At 71.5% G+C, this 18,478-nt stretch carries 21 protein-coding genes; 9 read left to right on the forward strand and 12 right to left on the reverse strand.

All coding sequences use genetic code 11. The features are described 5' to 3' along the window. Window positions 1-89: 89 nt before the first annotated feature. The 7 genes from O7629_RS11760 to O7629_RS11790 all read right to left on the reverse strand — a co-directional run bounded on the left by O7629_RS11760 (window position 90) and on the right by O7629_RS11790 (window position 4,522). The gene (locus O7629_RS11760; RefSeq protein ID WP_123601610.1) at window positions 90-542 is read right to left on the reverse strand and encodes an FHA domain-containing protein; all 453 of its coding nucleotides are present in this window, start codon (window positions 540-542) and stop codon (window positions 90-92) included. A 218-nt stretch (window positions 543-760) separates the two neighbouring features. Next, window positions 761-1,141, reverse strand: coding sequence for a glycine cleavage system protein GcvH (gene gcvH / locus O7629_RS11765; protein WP_278174508.1), 381 nt, complete (start codon window positions 1,139-1,141; stop codon window positions 761-763). Window positions 1,142-1,210: 69 nt separating this feature from the next. Then, window positions 1,211-2,113 carry a DUF881 domain-containing protein gene (locus O7629_RS11770; protein WP_278169160.1) on the reverse strand — a complete coding sequence of 301 codons (903 nt, stop codon included), beginning with the start codon at window positions 2,111-2,113 and terminating at the stop codon, window positions 1,211-1,213. 13 nt (window positions 2,114-2,126) lie between these two features. After that, entirely contained in the window at window positions 2,127-2,459 is a 333-nt protein-coding gene (locus O7629_RS11775; RefSeq protein ID WP_123601612.1) for a small basic family protein, read from the reverse strand. Further along, window positions 2,456-3,376 carry a DUF881 domain-containing protein gene (locus tag O7629_RS11780; RefSeq protein ID WP_278169161.1) on the reverse strand — a complete coding sequence of 307 codons (921 nt, stop codon included), beginning with the start codon at window positions 3,374-3,376 and terminating at the stop codon, window positions 2,456-2,458. Before O7629_RS11780 ends, O7629_RS11775 begins: the two co-directional genes overlap by 4 nt. Then, complete coding sequence (locus tag O7629_RS11785) at window positions 3,373-3,999, reverse strand: CDP-alcohol phosphatidyltransferase family protein (protein WP_278169164.1); 627 nt, start codon at window positions 3,997-3,999, stop codon at window positions 3,373-3,375. The genes O7629_RS11780 and O7629_RS11785 overlap by 4 nt, the downstream gene beginning before the upstream one ends. 124 nt (window positions 4,000-4,123) lie before the next feature. After that, on the reverse strand, window positions 4,124-4,522 hold the full coding sequence (locus tag O7629_RS11790; RefSeq protein WP_278169165.1) for a hypothetical protein: 399 nt from the start codon (window positions 4,520-4,522) through the stop codon (window positions 4,124-4,126). Between the two features lie 106 nt (window positions 4,523-4,628). Between O7629_RS11790 and O7629_RS11795 the strand changes: the two genes are divergently transcribed. The 4 genes from O7629_RS11795 (at window position 4,629) to O7629_RS11810 (ending at window position 8,843) form a co-directional block, all read left to right on the forward strand. Next, window positions 4,629-5,195 (forward strand): hypothetical protein, encoded by a 567-nt coding sequence (locus tag O7629_RS11795; RefSeq protein ID WP_278169166.1) that lies wholly within the window; start codon window positions 4,629-4,631, stop codon window positions 5,193-5,195. A gap of 211 nt (window positions 5,196-5,406) precedes the next feature. Next, on the forward strand, window positions 5,407-6,615 hold the full coding sequence (locus tag O7629_RS11800; RefSeq protein WP_278169167.1) for a cytochrome P450: 1,209 nt from the start codon (window positions 5,407-5,409) through the stop codon (window positions 6,613-6,615). 98 nt (window positions 6,616-6,713) lie between these two features. After that, complete coding sequence (locus O7629_RS11805) at window positions 6,714-6,941, forward strand: ferredoxin (protein ID WP_278169169.1); 228 nt, start codon at window positions 6,714-6,716, stop codon at window positions 6,939-6,941. A gap of 240 nt (window positions 6,942-7,181) precedes the next feature. Then, entirely contained in the window at window positions 7,182-8,843 is a 1,662-nt protein-coding gene (locus O7629_RS11810; protein ID WP_347403669.1) for a copper resistance protein CopC, read from the forward strand. Window positions 8,844-8,889: 46 nt separating this feature from the next. Here the strand turns inward: O7629_RS11810 and O7629_RS11815 are convergent, their stop codons facing one another. The 3 genes from O7629_RS11815 to O7629_RS11825 are packed head-to-tail and all read right to left on the reverse strand — an operon-like array spanning window position 8,890 to window position 10,541. Continuing rightward, on the reverse strand, window positions 8,890-9,768 hold the full coding sequence (locus tag O7629_RS11815; RefSeq protein ID WP_278169171.1) for a DUF1775 domain-containing protein: 879 nt from the start codon (window positions 9,766-9,768) through the stop codon (window positions 8,890-8,892). 33 nt (window positions 9,769-9,801) lie between these two features. Continuing rightward, window positions 9,802-10,314 carry an MSMEG_6728 family protein gene (locus tag O7629_RS11820; protein WP_278169173.1) on the reverse strand — a complete coding sequence of 171 codons (513 nt, stop codon included), beginning with the start codon at window positions 10,312-10,314 and terminating at the stop codon, window positions 9,802-9,804. 23 nt (window positions 10,315-10,337) lie between these two features. Beyond that, on the reverse strand, window positions 10,338-10,541 hold the full coding sequence (locus O7629_RS11825) for a hypothetical protein (RefSeq protein ID WP_278169175.1): 204 nt from the start codon (window positions 10,539-10,541) through the stop codon (window positions 10,338-10,340). Window positions 10,542-10,743: 202 nt separating this feature from the next. Between O7629_RS11825 and O7629_RS11830 the strand changes: the two genes are divergently transcribed. Continuing rightward, window positions 10,744-11,406 carry a DUF4142 domain-containing protein gene (locus O7629_RS11830; RefSeq protein WP_278169176.1) on the forward strand — a complete coding sequence of 221 codons (663 nt, stop codon included), beginning with the start codon at window positions 10,744-10,746 and terminating at the stop codon, window positions 11,404-11,406. A 245-nt stretch (window positions 11,407-11,651) separates the two neighbouring features. Then, complete coding sequence (locus tag O7629_RS11835; protein WP_278169177.1) at window positions 11,652-12,002, forward strand: STAS domain-containing protein; 351 nt, start codon at window positions 11,652-11,654, stop codon at window positions 12,000-12,002. A gap of 8 nt (window positions 12,003-12,010) precedes the next feature. On the opposite strand, the gene O7629_RS11840 is transcribed toward O7629_RS11835, so the two are convergent. Further along, window positions 12,011-12,562 carry a hypothetical protein gene (locus O7629_RS11840; protein WP_278169178.1) on the reverse strand — a complete coding sequence of 184 codons (552 nt, stop codon included), beginning with the start codon at window positions 12,560-12,562 and terminating at the stop codon, window positions 12,011-12,013. A 343-nt stretch (window positions 12,563-12,905) separates the two neighbouring features. Between O7629_RS11840 and O7629_RS11845 the strand changes: the two genes are divergently transcribed. The 3 genes from O7629_RS11845 to O7629_RS11855 are packed head-to-tail and all read left to right on the forward strand — an operon-like array spanning window position 12,906 to window position 17,701. Next, window positions 12,906-14,690, forward strand: a complete 1,785-nt coding sequence (locus O7629_RS11845; RefSeq protein WP_278169179.1) for an N-acetylglutaminylglutamine amidotransferase — start codon at window positions 12,906-12,908, stop codon at window positions 14,688-14,690. After that, window positions 14,677-16,488, forward strand: coding sequence for an N-acetylglutaminylglutamine synthetase (gene ngg, locus O7629_RS11850; RefSeq protein WP_278169180.1), 1,812 nt, complete (start codon window positions 14,677-14,679; stop codon window positions 16,486-16,488). Before O7629_RS11845 ends, ngg begins: the two co-directional genes overlap by 14 nt. Before the next feature lie 22 nt (window positions 16,489-16,510). Beyond that, window positions 16,511-17,701 carry an osmoprotectant NAGGN system M42 family peptidase gene (locus tag O7629_RS11855; RefSeq protein ID WP_278169181.1) on the forward strand — a complete coding sequence of 397 codons (1,191 nt, stop codon included), beginning with the start codon at window positions 16,511-16,513 and terminating at the stop codon, window positions 17,699-17,701. Window positions 17,702-17,722: 21 nt separating this feature from the next. On the opposite strand, the gene O7629_RS11860 is transcribed toward O7629_RS11855, so the two are convergent. Beyond that, the gene (locus tag O7629_RS11860) at window positions 17,723-18,478 is read right to left on the reverse strand and encodes an enoyl-CoA hydratase (RefSeq protein ID WP_278169182.1); all 756 of its coding nucleotides are present in this window, start codon (window positions 18,476-18,478) and stop codon (window positions 17,723-17,725) included.

Below are 18,478 nucleotides of genomic sequence, written 5' to 3' on the forward strand. Positions count from 1 at the left end.
GCCTGCTCACTCACCACGACACCCCCGGCTCACCGACCGGCGTCAGCCACACACCGCGCACGAAGCCACCTCCGTCCGCGCCCCGGACGTCAACCGCGGCCGGCCTCCTCGTCCGGCCGCGGACCGGCGATGAAGACCAGCCGGAACTTACCGATCTGGACCTCGTCACCGTTGCTCAGGGTCGCCGCCTCCACCCGCTCACGATTGACATAGGTGCCGTTCAGGCTACCCACATCGCGCACCGTGAAGGTACCGCCGTCACGGTGGAACTCCGCATGCCGCCGCGACACCGTCACGTCGTCCAGGAAAATGTCACTGTCCGGATGCCGGCCGCTCGTCGTCACATCATGGTCCAGCAGGAACCGGGCCCCCGCGTTCGGGCCCCGCCGCACCACCAGCAACGCCATCCCCGGCGGCAACGAACCCGACATCCGGCTCGGCACCACGTCGGCGTCCGGCCCCTCCAGCACTTCGTCGAGCGAACCGAGGTTCAACGTCGACGTGACGTCGAGCGGGGGGAACTCGTCGTCTGGGCGCGTCATGGACCACCTCACGGATCTGTTCGGTCGGCGTCGGGTGTGTCGGGTCGGCCACCAGACCTTGAACGATCGCAAGGCGCAAGCTCCCCCGTGCCAGGACGGCAATTTCCGCAACGCTCAACTGTTGTTGGCTTCTCGGTCGACTGGGCGAGCCTAGCCAGCGCCGAAAACAAGGGTCAACAAGACTCGCGGGCACACGATACCTCGCCGCCCCCGCCGGGTCAGCGCTCGGTGAGCTCCCGGTACGCCGCGGCGTCGAGCAACCCGCTCACCGCCTGCGGATCAACCGGCGACAACTGCACCAGCCAACCGGCACCGTACGGGTCGGCATTGACCGTCTCCGGTGCGTCCACCAGCGCCTCGTTACGGGCCACCACCGTGCCGGTCAACGGCGCGTAGATCTCCGACACGCTCTTCGTCGACTCGATCTCACCGCACGGCTCGCCCGCCGTCACCTCGGCGCCGACCGCGGGCAGCTCGACGAACACGATGTCGCCCAACGCCTCCTGCGCGAAATGGGTCACACCCACCCGCACAGGACCGGCGGCGTCGCCCGCCACCCACTCATGCTCCGCGGTATACCGCAGATCCTCTGGAATCACGGCCGGTCCTTCGGTCTGTGCACCACTCACCACCACTGACAACCCGCCCACCGACGACACCCCGTCCGATCAGGAGACCGGGCGGGCGTACCGCAGCTGGCTCGGATCGCTCAAGGCCGACACCTCGACCACGTCGCGCTCCTCGACGATCACCGTACCGCCGTCACCGGACACCGAAGCCACCACCCCACCCGGAATGTTCAACGCCGTCCGCATCGTCGACGGCTCCCCGATCACCAGCACCTCGTACGGGCCGGTCAACCGCACGCCGTCCACCTCCACACCGCCGTCGACGTCCAGCAGGTAGCTGCTCGCCACGATCCGCACCGACCGCCCGTCCCCGCCGCTGATCTGCATCACCTCGGCACCCGCACCCCGCAGCTCCTGCACCGCGTCCAACAGCTCCGACGCCCGGATCGGCTCCCGACCGGCGACGAACCGCACCCGCAGGCCCGGCCCCTGCGCCGGCAGACTGCCGCCCAGCACCCCCAGCTCGTCCGCCCGACGCGACGCCTCCTCCAACGCCGCCGCCCGGCCCTCGGCACCAGAGGTCAACTGCCGCTGACTCGCCTCCAACTCCGCGATGTCCTGCCGCAGCCGCTCCTCCCGGGCCTCCAGATCCGACAGAATCCGTACCAGATCCTCCTGGCGGGCCGCCGCCAACGTCGGATCCGTCGACGTGCTGCGAACCTGAACGGCAAGGGTGAACCCGAGCAGCACCAGCAGACCCACGATCATCAGCCCGGCAGTGGACACCCGTCGGGAACCCCGACCCGCGCCGGCACCCGACGACCCGTCCACGCCACCGTCGACCCCAGCGCCCAGACCGTCCGGACCGTCCGGACCGTCCGCAGCTGGCACCCCGGCGGTGTCCACCGGCTCCCCGGACCCGGCCGGAACCCGCCCACCCGCACCCGGCGACCGCGTCGGCACCGCGTCCGGCCAGCCCGTACCGGTACTCCTACGTTTCACCATCAGCCACGCCTCACGCCCGGAACAGATGCCGTCGGATCGCCGCCACGTTGCCGAAGATCCGCACCCCGAGCACCACGACCACACCGGTGGACAACTGCCCGCCCACCCCCAACTGATCGCCCAGATACACGATCAGACCGGCCACCAGAACATTCGAGATGAACGAGATCACGAACTGCTTGTCGTCGAAGATCCCGTCCAACTTGGCCCGGACCCCGCCGAACACCGCGTCCAACGCCGCCACCACCGCGATCGGCAGGTACGGCTGCAGCACCGCCGGCACCACCGGGTCGAAGTAGATCCCCAGCAGCATTCCGGCGAGCAGCGCCAACACGGCGATCATCGAGGGTCTCCTCCCGAGGCGGTAACGGACGGGGCGGCGCCACCCGTCCCGGACGGGCTGGCCGACGCCGACGGCGCGCGGGCGTACCGCAGCTGCGGCTCGCTCGCCGCCGGCAACATCAGATCATCAGCCGAATGGACCCCGAACGACAACCCGTGATCAGCCGAGACCGCCCGCAGCACCGCGGCCGCCTGACTGGTCCTGAACGCGTCGACCATCGACTCCGGGCCGATCGCCGACACCTCGTACGGGCCGGTCACCGGCCGGAAATCGACCAGGATGGCGCTGCCCGCCGCCCGGATCGTCGAGGTCGCGGTCAGCCGTCTGCCGTTGACCGCGACCGCCTCGGCGCCGACGCTCCACAAGGCGTTGGCCACGTCCTGCAGGTCCCGGTCCAACACCCGACCCAACTCACTGACCGAGCCCTCACCGGTCACCGGATCCACCACTTCCGGCGCGTCCGCCAACTCGACGACCACTCCGTCCCCGGTCACCCGGGCCAGCCCGGCGGCGGCTTCCAGGTCGCGCAGGTCCGCCGCCCGGGCCCCGTCCAGCACCGTGTCGCGCTCCCGGGCCACCTCGTCCCGCAACGCGTCCACCCGGTTCTGCAGCTCGTCGGTCTCCGTCTGGCGCTGGGTCACCTGCTCCACCAGGCCGGCCCGTGCCTGCGACCGGCTCGGTTCGTCCGCCACCGTCTTCTGGTAGGCGAGCACCACCAGGAAGCCGACCGCGGCCATCGACAGGGCCATCGCCGCCCGTGCCGTCGTCCGCCGCCAACCCTGCGGTGGTCCGGTCACCGACCGGCGGGCCGCCGCGTCCGTGTAGCCGGGATCCAGCGGCGCCCGGAACAGTTCGGTCAGAAAGTCCGGCGCGTATCCACGGTGCGGGCCGGGACCGCTGCGGTCCGCCTCGCTCATGCCCGCTCCGTTTCTGCCCCGGCGGCCCGGACCAACGCTGCGGCCTGCCGTACGTACAGCAGGCCCGCGATCCAGTACAGCACCAGACCCCACCAGGCCAGACCCCATCCGACCGCGGCCGCCACCGTCGCCGCCGTGGTGAATCCCAGCACTGCCGACAGCAACAGAATGGGAAACGCCGCCAAAAGTACGAAAGTCGCGGTCTTTCCTACATAGTGCACCTGTGGCGGTCCGTAGCCAAATCGGCGCAACACGACAAGGCAGCCGGCCAGCAGCACTTCGCGACTGAGCAACGCCACCGTGAACTGCCATGGCATCACCTCGCGGGCGGTGAACGCCAGCAACGTGGCCAGGATGTACAGCCGGTCGGCGAGTGGATCCAGCAGTTCACCGAGCCGGGACACCTGACGGATCCGGCGCGCGACGAACCCGTCCACCCAGTCGCTGGTCCCGCCGACGGCCAAAACCAGTAGCGCCGCGATATCAGCACGATGCACCAGAAAAAGGTACAGAAACAGAGGTACACCTAATAAACGGACAAAGCTGATCAGATTAGGAATGGTGAAGACCTGGCTCGCCACATCGGTCCGCGTCGACGCGGACTGCGCGGACGGACGCGACACCGACACTTCCTCTCCCCCGCTCCGACCGGCCTGTCCCACCGGACCGGAAACGAGCGGCGGCGAACGAGCCCGACGGTCCCCCAAGGGGCACTGTCACCTGGCGAGCGCCACTATAACGCGCCCCTCACCCATCACCTGCCGACTCACCGTGGCCGTCCCCGCCGACAGCCACCCGGCGACGCATGAACGACTGCCAGTAACCGATCATCCGCTCCACCCCGTCCACCCCGTCCACCAGTTCAGCCAGCCACCGGGCCCGCTCCGGGCTCCACAGACCGTCGCTGACGATCCAGCCCTGGCCACCCAGTTCGTTGAGCACCTCCAGCCGTCGGCCGGTCAACACCTGACACCGGTGCCCCGCGCCGTCAGCGACCACGGTGACCGTCGGCCCAGCGGCCGGCTGCCTATCCCCCTCGGCAGGTGCCACCGTCTGCACGAAGTACAGGTACCCGTACTCCCAACGTTCGTCGAGCGGTGACCCGACGCCCGCCGTCGGTGCCACCGCCTGCCGCTGCTCGGCCACCCGCCCCGGCTACCCGCACGGGTCGCCGGCAAACCCCGGCCCACCCGGTCCGACATCCCCGCTACCTGCGACCCCTTGCCATGGGACGGCAGTCGATCATGCTTGGATGGTGGGCATGCCGGCCCACCTTGACCCAGACGCCCGGCGTGACCGGTCCACGGCCGACGCCTCACCCGGCGAGATCTCCCGCCGTCGTACGCAGCGGACCCGGTGGTACCCGGTCGACCAGCTCAGCCCGCTCGCCCGAGCGCTGCTCAGCGACGACCTCGGCGGTCGTGACGTGGTGCCACAGCACGTCGCCGACCGGGTCAACGCGGTGGCTGACCAGTGGGCCAGCCACGGATTCACCGAGCAGACCGTCCGCCCCTGGCGCGACCTGCCCCCGGCGGCCGCCGGGCACCTCGCCGGCCGGCAGGTCGACCCGAGGGTGCTCGATCTGCCCGTCGCCGTCGTCGCCGGAACCCCACCGGTGCCGTTGCGGATCGCGATCGTCACCGGCCGGCTTCCTGCTGAACGGGCCTACGAGCTGCTGGTACTCACCGGCGAACACCAGCCGGCGGAGTCGCGGGTGAGCAATCCCCCGCCGACGACCCCCGAGCCTGCCCGGGCGCGACCGGTGACCCCGGTGCTGTTCTCCCATGCCCAGCCCGACGATGCCGCCGGGCGGAGCTGACCAGGTACCGCTGCGGTCTTCGTGACTTCGTGGGTGGCTGTTTTGTGTGCGCGGGGCTGACACACTCCCTAGAGCAGGCTAGGACGCTAGGTTGAGTCGTCCGGAAACGCCGCCGGGCTGCGATCAATCGAGAGACTTCTCTAGTATCGGAATGTCCCGTGCCGGTCGTCGTCTTCGGTGGGCGGGCGCCCGGCTGCCAGGAGGTGAACCCATGTCCGAGCTCCGGGCCGCCGAACCCCGCAGCTACCCCTTCTCCGCGCCCGACCGCCTCCACCTCGACGACACCTACCGGCAGCTGCAGCAGGACCGGACGCTGGTCCGGGTCCAGCTGCCGTTCGGGGAACCGGCCTGGCTGGCCACCCGGCACGCCGACGTCCGGTTCGTCCTCGGCGACGCGCGGTTCTCCCGCGCCGCCAGCGTCGGCCGCGACGAACCACGGATCACCCCCCGACAGATCGAGGGCGGAATCCTGTCGATGGACCCGCCGGAACACACTCGGCTACGGCGGCTGGTCGCCAAGGCGTTCACCGCCCGGCGGGTCGAACAGCTCCGACCGCAGACCCGGCAGTTCGCCGACGAACTGCTGACCGACATGATCGCCGACGGGCCGCCGGCGGACCTCGTCGAACACTTCGCCACCCCGCTGCCGGTCCGGGTCATCTGCGAGCTCCTCGGTGTGCCCTACGCCGACCGGGAACACTTTCATACCTGGAGCGAAGCCGTCGTCTCCACCACGTCGCTCTCCCCCGACCAGGTACGGGGGTATCTCGAAAACCTGCACGGCTACATCGCCGGACTGGTCGAACAGCGCCGCCGGCACCCGACCGACGACCTGCTCGGCGCCATGGTCCACGCCCGGGACACCGACGCGAGCCGGCTCACCGAGGCCGAACTCGTGCAGCTCGCCGCCGGGCTGCTGGCCGCAGGCCATGAGACCACCGTGACCCAGATCCCCAACTTCGTCTACGTCCTGCTCACCCAGCCGGACCAGTTCGCCGCCCTGCGCGCCGACCCGGCCCTGGTACCGGGTGCCGTCGAGGAGCTGACCCGGTACGTTCCGCTCGGCGCCGCTTCCTCGTTCGCTCGGTACGCCACCGTGGACGTCGAGGTCGGCGGAGTACTCGTTCGGGCCGGTGAACCCGTCATCGGATCGTTGTCGGCGGCCAACCGCGACCCCGAGGTCTTCACCGACCCGGACCGGCTGGACCTGACCCGGACCGTCAACCCGCACATCGGCTTCGGTCACGGCGTACACCACTGTCTCGGCGCCCAACTGGCCAGGATGGAGCTGCAGGTGGCGGTGGAGGCGGTGGTGCGGCGGCTGCCGCAGCTACGGCTGGCCGTACCCGAGGATCAGCTGGTGTGGAAGACCGGCCTGCTGGTCCGTGGGCTGAGCGCGATGCCGGTGGCCTGGGGGTGACCCTTCTTCCCGGGCCCGACGCGGGCCGCGCCGTCCATCGGAGGTGAGCCGTTCCAGTCCCCCGCGGCCGGTGCCGTGGGTGTTTTCCGGAGGTGCCGATGAACCAGCGGTCCTGGCAGGTCAGCGTCGACGGGCAACGGTGCGTCGGGTCCGGCATCTGCGCCGGTACCGCCCCGGGACACTTCAGCCTGGTCGACGGGGTGTCCCGGCCGACCGCGTCCGACATCGACCCGGCTGACACCGTCGTCGACGCTGCTGAATCATGCCCGGTCGAGGCGATTCTGGTCCGCGACGCCGACGGCACCCCGCTGGCACCGCTGCCCTGACCCGGCGGGTCGGGCCCGATCGACGACCATGCGGATCTGACCGGGGGCGGACCGGACGGCCACCGGCGGTCGGCTTGCACACGTCCGGCCCGGTCGACCACGATTCCTCCCGGCACGCACGCGTCCGTTCCTGGCGCTCGGCCCACGAAACGACCGACGTCACCGGCGGTCGGTACGCCCACCACCCGCCCGGAGTCGATCGCGATGAACCGTTGCCCCGTCCGCACCGAACTACCAGGGGTGAGACAACGACGAGCCGCCCGGTGGGCCCGGCGCGCCGCAGCCGGCGTCGCGGCACTGCTACTCGGCGGCATGCTGGTAATGGTCGCCCCGGCCGGCCCGGCGGCCGCACACGCGGTGCTGGTCACGGCGGAGCCAGCCCCCGGATCGGTGCTGGGCAACTCGCCCCGGGAAGTGGTGCTGACGTTCAGCGAACCGGTCCGCCCGGTCACCGGGCGCCTGCAGGTGCTGGCGCCGGACGGTAAACGGATCGACGACGGAACGCCGCGAACCAACGGGAACACCGTCACCGTCCCGGTCCGGGTCGCCGACCGCCCGCTCGGCACCTACCTGGTCAGCTACCGGGTGATCTCGGCGGACAGCCACCCGGTGGGCAGCGGCTACACGTACTCGGTGGGAGCGCCGTCCGCGACGGTACCCGAGCCGCGCGACGGCGGACAGCGGCTGCCGGTCGCGGTCGCCGTGACCACCGCGAAGTACGTCGGCTACGCCGGGGTGGTGCTCGCCGTGGGGCCCGCGCTGCTGCTGGCGCTGCTGTGGCCGCCCCGGCTGAGCCGCCGGCCCGGCAAGCTCTTGGTCGGCACCGGGCTGGGGCTGATCGGTCTGGCCACAGTGGCCGGACTGTACCTGCAGGCGCCGTACTCGACCGGCAGTGGTCTGCTGGAGGTCTCCGCCGGGGACCTGGCCGCCGTCGTGGACAGCGGGTACGGGCTGGCGCTGCTCGGCCGGCTGGTGGTCCTGGCCGCGGTGGCGGCACTGGTGTCACCGGCCCTCGCCGGGGTCGGCGGCACCCGTCGCGGGCTGGCCCTCGTCGGGCTGGGCCTGGCCGGGCTGGTCACCTGGCCGCTGACCGGTCACGCGGTGGCTGCGCCCGTGCCGCCGGTCAGTATCGCCGCCGACACCGTGCACATCGCCGCGGTCGGGGTGTGGATCGGCGGGCTGGTGACCCTCGGCGCGGTCCTGCTGCGCCGCACCCACCCCCGCGTGCTGGGCCGGATCCTGCCGGTCTGGTCCCGGTGGGCGACGGTGGCGGTCTGCTGGCTGCTGCTGGCCGGTGCCGTCCAGGCGCTGATGGAGACCGGCGGCACGACCGCACTGGTCAGCACCGCGTACGGGCGGTTGGTGCTGGTGAAGATCGCGCTGGTGGCGGTTCTGCTGCTGACCGCCGGGTACGCGCGACGGCTGGTCGGGCGATGGCGGGCGTCGCACGTGCGGCGACTCACCGGCCTGGTCGGTGTCGAGGTCGCGGTGGCCGTGGTGGCGCTCGGGGCCAGCGCGGTACTGGTGCAGACGACACCGGCCCGTACCGCCGTCGTCGAGGCCCAGGCCCTCGGGCAGGACACCTTCGCCCAGACGCTGACCAGCTCGCTGTACACCCTCCAGTTCGACATCTACCCGGTACAGCTCGGCGAGCACAACACGGTGCACGCCTACGTGTACACGCCGGAGGGCGCGCCGGTACGGGTGGAGGAGTGGACGATGACCACCTCGCTGCCGGCACAGGACGTCGAACCGGTGACCACCCTGCTGCTGGGGGTGGACGACAACCACGCGGTCGGCGCGGTCGCGTTTCCGGTGCCGGGCGAGTGGGAGCTGCGCTTCACCATCCGGCTGTCCGACATCGACCAAGCCACGGTGCGTACCACCGTGCCGGTGCGCTGAGCGGCGGCGGGCCGGTCCGCGGTAGGGAGACCTGGGACGGCAGCGGTCACTGTTCGGTGAGCCGCCAGGGGGTCGTGCCGCCGGTGACGGCCAGTTCGCCCTCTTCGTCGGCGGTGCCGGCCCCGGTCGGGTCCGCCGGGACGCTGCGGTGGCGGCGGCTGCGCCACCAGACGACGGCCGCGCCGATCGCCGCTCCGCCGGCCAGGCCGGCCAGCAGCAGTCCCATCCCAGTGCCGGCGGCGTCGTCCGAGCCCGCGGCGGCGGCCTGCGCCGGTGGGTCCTGGGCGGCGGCCGGTGCCGGGCCGCCGTGCTGGGCTCCGTGACCGGCCGCCGCCGGGTCGGCCGGCCCGAGGGCCAGCACCGGGCCGGGCCGCTGCGCGTCCGGGCCGCCCCAGCGGACCACGGTGCCGTCGGAGTAGGTCTGGGTCACCGCGAAGTCGATCCGGTCCGCATCCGGCAGCGGTCCGACCGACACGGTCAGCAGCACCGGCGCCGGTTCGGCGGCGGGTGGGGCGACCAACTGCCAGATGATGCTCTCGGTGGCCTCGGTCATCAGGCCACCGTGCAGGCCGGGCAGCGGCTCCGGCAGGGTCCGGTTGATGATCCGGGGTGCCCAGTCGTCGACCGACATCGGGTAGACCTCGGCGATGGGCAGGTCCGCCGGCAGGTCGAGGCGCACCTCGGTGGTGTGTGCGTCCGGCCGTTCCTGCGGCAGTTCGAAGGTGAGTTGGATGCCGGCCCCACGGGGTGCCTGGGTCGGTTCCAGGCCGATGCCGGCCGCGGCCACCGCCGGCCCGGACAGCGCGACCGCCAGCACCGGACCGGACAGCACCGCGCCGATCCGGACGGCGTTCGCGCGCAGACAGTTGACCATGAGCCTCGCCTCCCGTACGTCGGCGGCCGCTGCCGCCGGATCCTGATCCACCGGTAAGGGGTTCGGCGGACGAGGCCGAACGGTTCAATCCGACCACGGACCTTTTTCGCCGGACGGGGCGGGGGCGATCGGCGGCGGTACCGCCGGTGGGCACGGCCACACGTACGGTACGGGGGCGAGGTCGCCGAACCGGGGACGGTAGTAATCGGGGTCCTTGTGTACCAGTGCGGCGCGGTGCGACAGGTGCAGGTCGGCTCGGCCGAGCCAGGCCGGCAGCGCGGTGGCGGCGCCGAGTTCGGCCTGGTCGCGGACTAGGGTGCGGCCGGTCGCGGCGGTGAATTCACGGCGCAGGGTGTCGGCGACGGTGTCGGCCCGGCAAGTCCGGGTCCATTCGGCGCAGACCGTCAGTCCGTACCGGACCAGTGCCTCCAGGTGGCCGTGCCACATCCGGACCGCCGGATGGTGACGCCAGCCGTACCCGGGCACGGTCAGGCCGCGCAGCACCTGCAACGCTTCGACGCGCTGTTTGCCGAGTCGTCGGGCGTCGAGCACGGCGGCGCTGGCCGCGAAGTCCGGGTACGGCAGAAACGTCTGCATGGTGCCGGGGCCGACCGGAGTGGTCAGTCCGGCTGGTCGTCGGATTCGCTGTCGTCGTCGGCGACCGGCGGGTGAGGACCGTACGGCGAGACCTGGCCGGCCGGGACGGGCCGGTTGCCGCCGCCACGGCGCCCGGGCCGGCGGTCGGCTCCGTCGGGACCCTTGCTCTCCTGGACCAGCGGGTTGTCCCCGCTGCGACGCATCTCCGGTTGCTGGACGTTGGTCACGATGCCTCCCGGTGATCTGGTCGGTCATCGTCCGGTTACCCGGTACGGGCGGCGGTATGCCGGCGGCGGGTCGGGCTAGCCCGACCGAGGGTGGCGGATCATCCGCCGTCGGCCGGCGGCGCTCATCCCGGCCGGCGGGCATGGCGTCCGGGGTGCCGGGTATCTCGGTGCCCCGACGAGCGCTGAGCGAGGAGGAACCACGATGAGAAGGACCGTAGTGACCCGGCTGGGGCTGTTGGCGGGGCTGACCGCCGTCGCGTTGATCCCGGCGGCCGCGCACGCGACGGCACCGTCCGAGCAGGACAGCGATTACCTGCGTACGATCCACCAGGTCAATCTGGCCGCTGTGCAGATCGGCCAGTTGGCGCAGGACAAGCAGGATGCCGACCAGGCGGTGAAGGACCTGGGCGGTGACATGGTGGCCGACCACACCCGGCTGGACGAGGAGGTCACCCGGGTGGCCGGTGAGGTCGACGTCACCCTGCCCGACTCGCCCACCCAGGAGCAGCAGGACGTGGTCACCCGACTGGACGGGTTGTCCGGTGCCGAGTTCGACACGGCGTTCGTGGAGAGCCAGCTGGCGGGGTACGCCCAGGCGATCGAGGTGAACAACGCCGAGATCGCGCAGGGCTCCGACGAACGGGTGGTGAACCTGGCACAGGAGGCCGGACCGGTGCTCGAGGACCTGTACGCGGCGTTGCAGGGCCTCGCGGCGCAGCTCGGGCTGCCGACCTCGCCGAGTCCCGGGGTGAGCCCCACGGTTGACCCGACCACGCCGGGCACCGCCACGCCCGAGCCGACGGTGAACCCGACCCTGCCGTCGCCGACGGTCAGCCCGCAGACGCCCCTGCCGGCGCAGAGCTGACCCGGACCGGGGCCCTACGCCGGTGCGGTCGGACCGGGACGACCGCACCGGCGGGCCCGGACGAGATGATCGCTCACAGTGGTCGACCGGGTTGGTGCACAGTCCGAAACGGGGCTGGCACATCAGCCGCACATACCGTAACGTGACGGCTCACACACCGCGCGCATCAGCGGATATCGGCACATGCCAATGCCTCAGGATCCTCCCTCCCCCGGCACCCGTCGCCACCCGACCGGAGGTACGACGTGGATTTCGTCATCACCAGGAGCTACCAGGGCACCACGGTACGACTCGCCTTGCACGGTGAACTCGACCTCGCCACAGCCGGCGAGGTCCGCGACGCGGTCACCGCGCTGCTCGCCCGGTCCGCACCCGAGCGGATCGTGCTGGACCTCACGTGCGTCAGCTTCATCGACTCGACCGGGATCGGCAGCCTGGTCGCCTGTCACCAGGCTGCCGGGGTCAGCGGCAGCCGGCTCGAGCTGGAGAACATCAGCAGCTTCACCCGACGGCAGCTGTGGGCGACCGGGCTACTCGGGCTGTTCGGCTTCCCCGCCGACCACGCAACGCCGTCCGACCTGCCGGTGGGGCACTGACCGTACGGTCACAGCACCCGACCCAGCTGGGTGTGCCGGCTGCGGCGCGACTGCCGACTCGCCCACCGGGCCTCCGCGACCCGCAGGTAGCAGGCGGTCAACGGACCCGGGTGGTAGGTGGTGGCGGCGAACCCCCACTGGGAGGCCAGACTCTCCCCTCGACGTAGGAGGTTGTCCACATCGTGCAGGGTGAGCCGCAACCGCCGTACCGCCGTACCGATCACCGCCCGGCGTACCGGCACGGCACGGCGGGCCTCGATGTCGGCGACGTCGACGTGCTCCCCGAACTGGTAGCCGACGATGCGGATCACCTCGTCGGCGGAGACCGGTTCCCGGCCGGCGGCGGTCAGCCGTACCGCGGTGTCGGCGAAGCAGCGCAGCTCGGTCAGTGGGAACCCGCTACGCCCCAACTGGTCGACGACCGTCACGAAGGTCCCCTCGACCACCCCGAACAGGGCGATCGGATCCAGGCCGGCGCCCCGGCGCTCCAACTGACGGATGAGCCAGGACTGGCCGAGGACGCAGGCCCGCAGGTGGTGTCCCTCAAGCGTGGTCAGCAACTAGCCCTCCCCGGTCGGCATCCGTCTCGAACCGGGACGGAGCACCCACGCCAGCCGGATGATGGAGCTATCCACCGTCCAGCCATCAAACCCGACCAAACGTTACCGCGAACCGTACGTCGGGACGAACTCCGGGGCCACCACGGCACCCACCAACTATTTGATTGATTAGTCACACAACCGCCCTGTCGCCGGGTCAGCGTAGCGAGACCCGGCACAGGGCACCGAGCGGGATCGTCCGTGCTCCGGGCACTGATCGGGGCGTGCTCCGCAGCACTGGTCGGGACACCGGATCCGGCCGTCAACTGGGCGATGCCGCAACGGTCTGGCAGGATGGGTACGCATGTGCGGACTTGCGGGTGAGCTGCGCCGCGACGGTTCCCGCGCCGACATCGGCGCGGTGGAGCGAATGGCGGCGACAATGAGTGACCGGGGGCCCGACGACGGGGGTTCCTGGTCACACGGAAGTGTGGCCTTCGGACACCGGCGCCTGAAGATCATCGACCTGTCGGCGGCCAGCAACCAACCAATCGTCGACTCCGCCGCCGGCCTGACCGGCGTCTTCAACGGCTGCATCTACAACTACCGTGAGCTGCGCGAGCAACTGCAGGCACGGGGTCACACGTTCTTCTCCTCGGGCGACAGCGAGGTCGTCGTCAAGGCCTACGCCGAGTGGGGCGTCGACTTCGTCGACCACCTGGTCGGCATGTTCGCCGTCGCGATCACCGAGCGCGACAGCGGCCGGCTGGTCCTGGCCCGCGACCGGCTGGGCATCAAGCCGCTGTACGTCGACGAGCGCCCCGGTGTGGTCCGGTTCGCCAGCACCCTGCCGGCGCTACTGGCCGGCGGCGGGGTGGACACCGGCATCGATCCGGTGTCCCTCGCCCACTACCTCAGCTTCCACAGTGTGGTCCCCGCGCCGCGGACGATCCTCAACGGCATCCGTAAGCTGCCCCCGGCCACCGTGCGGGTCTACCAGCCCGACGGCCGGGTGGACGAGCGCCGTTACTGGGATCCGCCGTTCGGCCGGGACCCGCGCCGCGCCGACTGGTCGGAGCAGGACTGGCAGGACGCTCTGCTCGAATCGTTGACCACCGCGGTGCAGCGCCGGATGGTCGCCGACGTGCCGGTCGGCGTCCTGCTCTCCGGTGGGCTCGACTCCTCGCTGGTCGTGGCGCTGCTGGCCGAGCAGGGCCAACGTGGTCTGGCCACCTTCTCGATCGGCTTCGACGCGGTCGGTGGACGGGAGGGCGACGAGTTCGTCTACTCCGACCTGGTGGCGCAGCGGTTCGACACCGACCACCATCAGATCCGGGTGGCCGCCCGTGACCTGGTGCCGCCGCTGGAGGCCGCCGTCGCGGCGATGAGCGAACCCATGGTCAGTCACGACTGCGTCGCGTTCTACCTGCTCAGTCAGGAAGTCGCCAAGCACCTCAAGGTGGTGCAGTCCGGCCAGGGCGCCGACGAGATCCTCGGCGGGTACCACTGGTACCCGCCGCTCGCCCGGGTCGGCCGTGACCAGGCACTGGACACCTACGCCACGGCCTTCTTCGACCGCGACGCCGCCGGTCTCGCCCAGGTGCTCAACCCGGAGTACCTCGCCGCCGGTGATCCCGCCCGCGAGTTCGCCGCCGCCCACCTGGGCCGCGCCGGCGCGCAGGACGCGGTCGACGCGGGGCTGCGGATCGACACCACGGTGATGCTCGTGGACGACCCGGTGAAACGGGTCGACAACATGACGATGGCGCACGGGCTGGAGGCCCGCGTCCCCTTCCTCGACCACGAGTTCGTCGAACTCGCCGCCACCTGCCCGCCCGAGCTCAAGTTGGCCCAGGGCGGCAAGGGGGTACTCAAGGAGATCGGCCGGCGGGTGCTGCCCTGGGAGGTGATCGACCGGCCGAAGGGGTACTTCCCGGTACCCGGGCTGACCCACCTGGAGGGCAAGCTGCTCGACCGGGTGCGCGACGCCCTGCACGCGCCGCCGGCCCGTCGGCGCGGGCTGTTCCGCGACGGGTACGTCGACGGGCTGCTGCGCGACCCGAACGCCGAGCTCACCCCGCTGCGGGGCAACAAGTTGTGGCAACTCGGACTGCTGGAGATGTGGCTGCAGAACCATGGCATTGACTGACGACGCGAGCTTGCCCCGCCCCGACTCCCCCGCCCCCCGGCGGGAACGGATCGGCCCAGGTGGCGACCCGGTCGTCCCGGGCGATCCGCCGGCCAAACCCACCGACAGCGCCGACGTCATCCTGGAGTGCGGCTGGGGCCGGCTGGTCTTCGGTCAGACGTTCGCCGACCCCTCCGACGTCGCCGACGTGCTGCGTTCGGAAGCCGCCGGCTCCCGCGACATCTGCATCTACCTGCCCGACCCGCACGTGCTGGTGTCGCGGCTGCCGGACGAGTTGTTCATCGACCCGTCGCTGACCTTCCGGCTGGACCTCACCGAGGTACGCGAGCCGCAGCCGCCGGAACCAGGGCTGCGGATCCGGCCGCTGCGCGACGATTCCGACGCCGACGCGGTCAACCGGATATACGCCCACAACGGGATGGTCACCGCCCCGGTCGACATCCTGGTCGACAACGCCGCGACCGAACGTTTCGTGCACCTGGTCGCCGAAAACGTCACCGGGCAGGTCGTCGGCACCATCACCGGCATCGACCATGTGGCGGTCTTCGACGACCCGGACAACGGCTCCAGCCTGTGGTGCCTGACCGTCGACCCGCTGCACGCACCGCCCGGCACCGGTCAGGCGCTGCTGCTGGAGCTCGCCGGCCGGCTCGCCGACCGCGGCCGGGTCTACGTCGACCTGTCCGTGCTGGCGGAGAACGACGGCGCGATCCGCCTCTACGAACGGCTCGGATTCGAACGCACGCCGACGCTGTGCGTCAAACGCAAGAACCCCATCAACGAACGGCTCTTCCTGGCCAGCATGCCGGACGGCTACGACGATCTGAACCCGTACGCCCGGATCGTCGCCGACGAGGCGATGCGCCGCGGTATCCGGGTCGAGGTGATCGACGCGTCCTGGGGCGAGCTGCGGCTGACCAACGGTGCCCGCAGCATCGTCACCCGCGAGTCGCTGTCGGAGCTGACCTCGGCGGTGGCGATGAGCCGATGCGACGACAAGCGGGTGACCCGGCGGGTGCTGCTCGACGCCGGGCTGGCCGTGCCGCACGGCCGGACCGCCACCGGCGACGCCGACGACGAGGCGTTCCTCGCCAAGGTCGGTGAGGTGGTGGTCAAGCCGGCCCGCGGCGAACAGGGCACCGGGATCACCGTCGGCGTCACCGACCCGGCCGCCCTACGGGCCGCCGTCGACCTGGCCCGCAGGCACTGCCCGCAGGTGCTGATCGAACAGCGGCACCAGGGGGAGGACCTGCGGGTCCTGGTGATCGACCACGAGGTGGTGGCCGCTGCGGTCCGCCGCCCGGCGGCGGTCACCGGCGACGGCGTACACACGGTGGCCGAGCTGATCCGGCGACACAGCCGGCGGCGGGCCGCGGCCACCGGCGGCGAGTCGAAGATCCCGCTGGACGACCTGACCCGGGAGGTGGTCACCGAGGCCGGGCACACGATGGACGACGTGCTGCCGGCCGGCGAGGTGCTGACCGTACGGCGGACCGCGAACCTGCACACCGGCGGGACGATCCACGACGTCACCGACCGGCTGCACGCCGATCTGGCGGCGGCGTGCGTGGCCGCCAGCCGGGCGCTGGCCATCCCGGTGGCCGGCATGGACCTGCTGGTGACCGCTCCTGATCAGCCCGACCATGTCTTCATCGAAGCCAACGAACGGCCCGGATTGGCCAACCACGAGCCGCAGCCGACTGCGGAACGCTTCATCGACCTGCTGTTCCCGGGCACCAGCGCGCAGCAGCGGCGGTGGAGTCCGCCCGGTCCCGGCGGGGCGCCGGCAACGCCGTGATCGGCGACGGTACGGTCTTGGCATGCCGGCCGACCCGAACCCCCCCGCCCCCCTGAAACTGGACCTCGACTACCTGCAGCAGGTGATGCTGGAGCTGCTGGACATCCCCAGTCCGTCCGGTCGCACCGACCACGTGCAGCAGTACGTCGGGGAACGGCTGTCCGCTCTCGGTATCCCGTTCACGGTCACCCGGCGGGGCGCGCTCAGCGCCTCGCTGTGCGGGCCGCGGACCACCGGCGCGGACCGGGCGATCGTGGTGCACACCGACACGATCGGCGGGATGGTCAAACGGTTGAAGGAGAACGGCCGGCTGGAGCTCAAGCAGATCGGCACCCACAGCGCCCGGTTCGCCGAAGGCGCCCACGTGCGGGTCTACACCGACAGCCTGGACCGGGTGATCACCGGCCAGGTGCTGCCGTTGAAGGCCAGCGGCCACCGCTACAACGAGGACGTCGACCTGCAGGGGGTCGGCTGGGAGCAGGTCGAGGTGCGGGTCGACGAGCCGGTCACCGACATCGCCGGGCTCCGCGCGCTCGGCATCGACGTCGGCGACTTCGTGGCGATGCTGCCGGCACCGACGATCACGCCCAGCGGATACGTCAAGTCCCGGCACCTGGACGACAAGGCGGGGGTGGCGGCGGTGCTGACCGCCGTGAAGGCGATGGTCGACGCCGGCCAGCAGCCGCCGGTCACCGCCCACCTGCTGATCACCTGCACCGAGGAGGTCGGGCACGGCGCCAGCCACGGGCTCGACCCGGACGTGGCCGAGATCGTCTCGGTCGACGCCGCAGTGGTGGCCCCCGGCCAGCAGTCCCGGGAGGACGCCGCGACCCTGGCGATGGGCGACGGTGTCGGCCCGTTCGACTACCACCTGACCCGTAAGCTCGCCGGGCTTGCCGCCGATCACGGCGTGGACCTGGTCCGCGACGTCTTCGACTACTACCGGTCGGACGTGGCGGCGGCGGTCGAGGCCGGCGCGCACGCCCGGGTGGCACTGCTCGGCTTCGGGGTGGACGCCACCCACGGACACGAACGCACCCACCTGGAAGGGCTGCGGCACCTCACCCAGCTGCTCTGCCTCTACCTGCAGAGTGAGCTGGTGTTCCCGGAGTGGGATGCCGAACCGGACGGCGACCTGGCCGACTTCCCGTCGCTGGCGGTGCAGCCGGCGCAGGAGGAGGGGCCCAGGGAAGGACCGATCGGGGTGGCCTGACGCCCCGGGCGGCGGTCCGCCTCAACGCCGGTCGCCGAGCAGCGTGGCCAGCACCGCCGGGTCGCTGGCCGACGCGGCCTGGGCCCACGCCTCGTACTGCACCGAGGCGTCCAGGCCGGACGAGGCGGCGATCCGGACGCTCTGCTTGACGTGGCGTACCAGATGCGGGTCCAGGTCGGCGTAGCGGTGCGCCGCGGCCAACGCGGCGGCCAGCGGATCGTCGACCACGTCGAGCACCAGGCCGAGCTCGTGGGCCCGGGCGGCGTCGAGCATCGCGCCGTCCAGCAGGATCTGCATGGCCCGCTGCGGGCCGAGCGCGTCGACCAGGAAATAGGTGCAGCCGCCGCCGGGGTGCAGGCCGATCCGGGTGAACGTCGCCCCGAACCGGGCCTGGGGGCCGGCGATCCGCTGGTCGCAGCACATCGCCAGGTTGAGGCCGGCGCCCACGGCAGGTCCCTGCACGGCGGCGATGGTCACCAGGTCCAGCTCGCGCACCGCGAGGAAGCTGCGGTAGATGTCCTCCAGGTCGCGGCGGGTCTGGCTGACCGGTCGGACCGGGCCGCCGAAGATCTCGTCGAGGTGGGCACCGGAGCAGAACGCGGTGCCGGCGCCGGTGACGACCAGGACCCGGGCGTCGCGGTCGGCGGCGACGGTCGACACCGTCTCGGCCAGTTCCCGCTTCATCACGGTGCCGATCGCGTTGCGCCGGTCGGGATCGTCGAGGGTCAGCACCCGCACGCCCGGATGGTCGGCGGTACGCAACGAAAGGGTTTCCAC

Origin of the sequence: Solwaraspora sp. WMMD792, assembly GCF_029626105.1 — a bacterium.
Lineage (GTDB): Bacteria > Actinomycetota > Actinomycetes > Mycobacteriales > Micromonosporaceae > Micromonospora_E.

Coding starts and splice junctions, on each gene's coding strand:
- O7629_RS11845 (WP_278169179.1), top strand. CDS start 12,906: ATGTGCGGACTTGCGGGTGAGCTGCGCCGCGACGGTTCCCGCGCCGAC.
- O7629_RS11830 (WP_278169176.1), top strand. CDS start 10,744: ATGAGAAGGACCGTAGTGACCCGGCTGGGGCTGTTGGCGGGGCTGACC.
- O7629_RS11820 (WP_278169173.1), bottom strand. CDS start 10,314: ATGCAGACGTTTCTGCCGTACCCGGACTTCGCGGCCAGCGCCGCCGTG.
- O7629_RS11775 (WP_123601612.1), bottom strand. CDS start 2,459: ATGATCGCCGTGTTGGCGCTGCTCGCCGGAATGCTGCTGGGGATCTAC.
- O7629_RS11855 (WP_278169181.1), top strand. CDS start 16,511: ATGCCGGCCGACCCGAACCCCCCCGCCCCCCTGAAACTGGACCTCGAC.
- O7629_RS11780 (WP_278169161.1), bottom strand. CDS start 3,376: ATGAGCGAGGCGGACCGCAGCGGTCCCGGCCCGCACCGTGGATACGCG.
- O7629_RS11805 (WP_278169169.1), top strand. CDS start 6,714: ATGAACCAGCGGTCCTGGCAGGTCAGCGTCGACGGGCAACGGTGCGTC.
- O7629_RS11760 (WP_123601610.1), bottom strand. CDS start 542: ATGACGCGCCCAGACGACGAGTTCCCCCCGCTCGACGTCACGTCGACG.
- ngg (WP_278169180.1), top strand. CDS start 14,677: ATGGCATTGACTGACGACGCGAGCTTGCCCCGCCCCGACTCCCCCGCC.
- O7629_RS11795 (WP_278169166.1), top strand. CDS start 4,629: ATGGTGGGCATGCCGGCCCACCTTGACCCAGACGCCCGGCGTGACCGG.
- O7629_RS11800 (WP_278169167.1), top strand. CDS start 5,407: ATGTCCGAGCTCCGGGCCGCCGAACCCCGCAGCTACCCCTTCTCCGCG.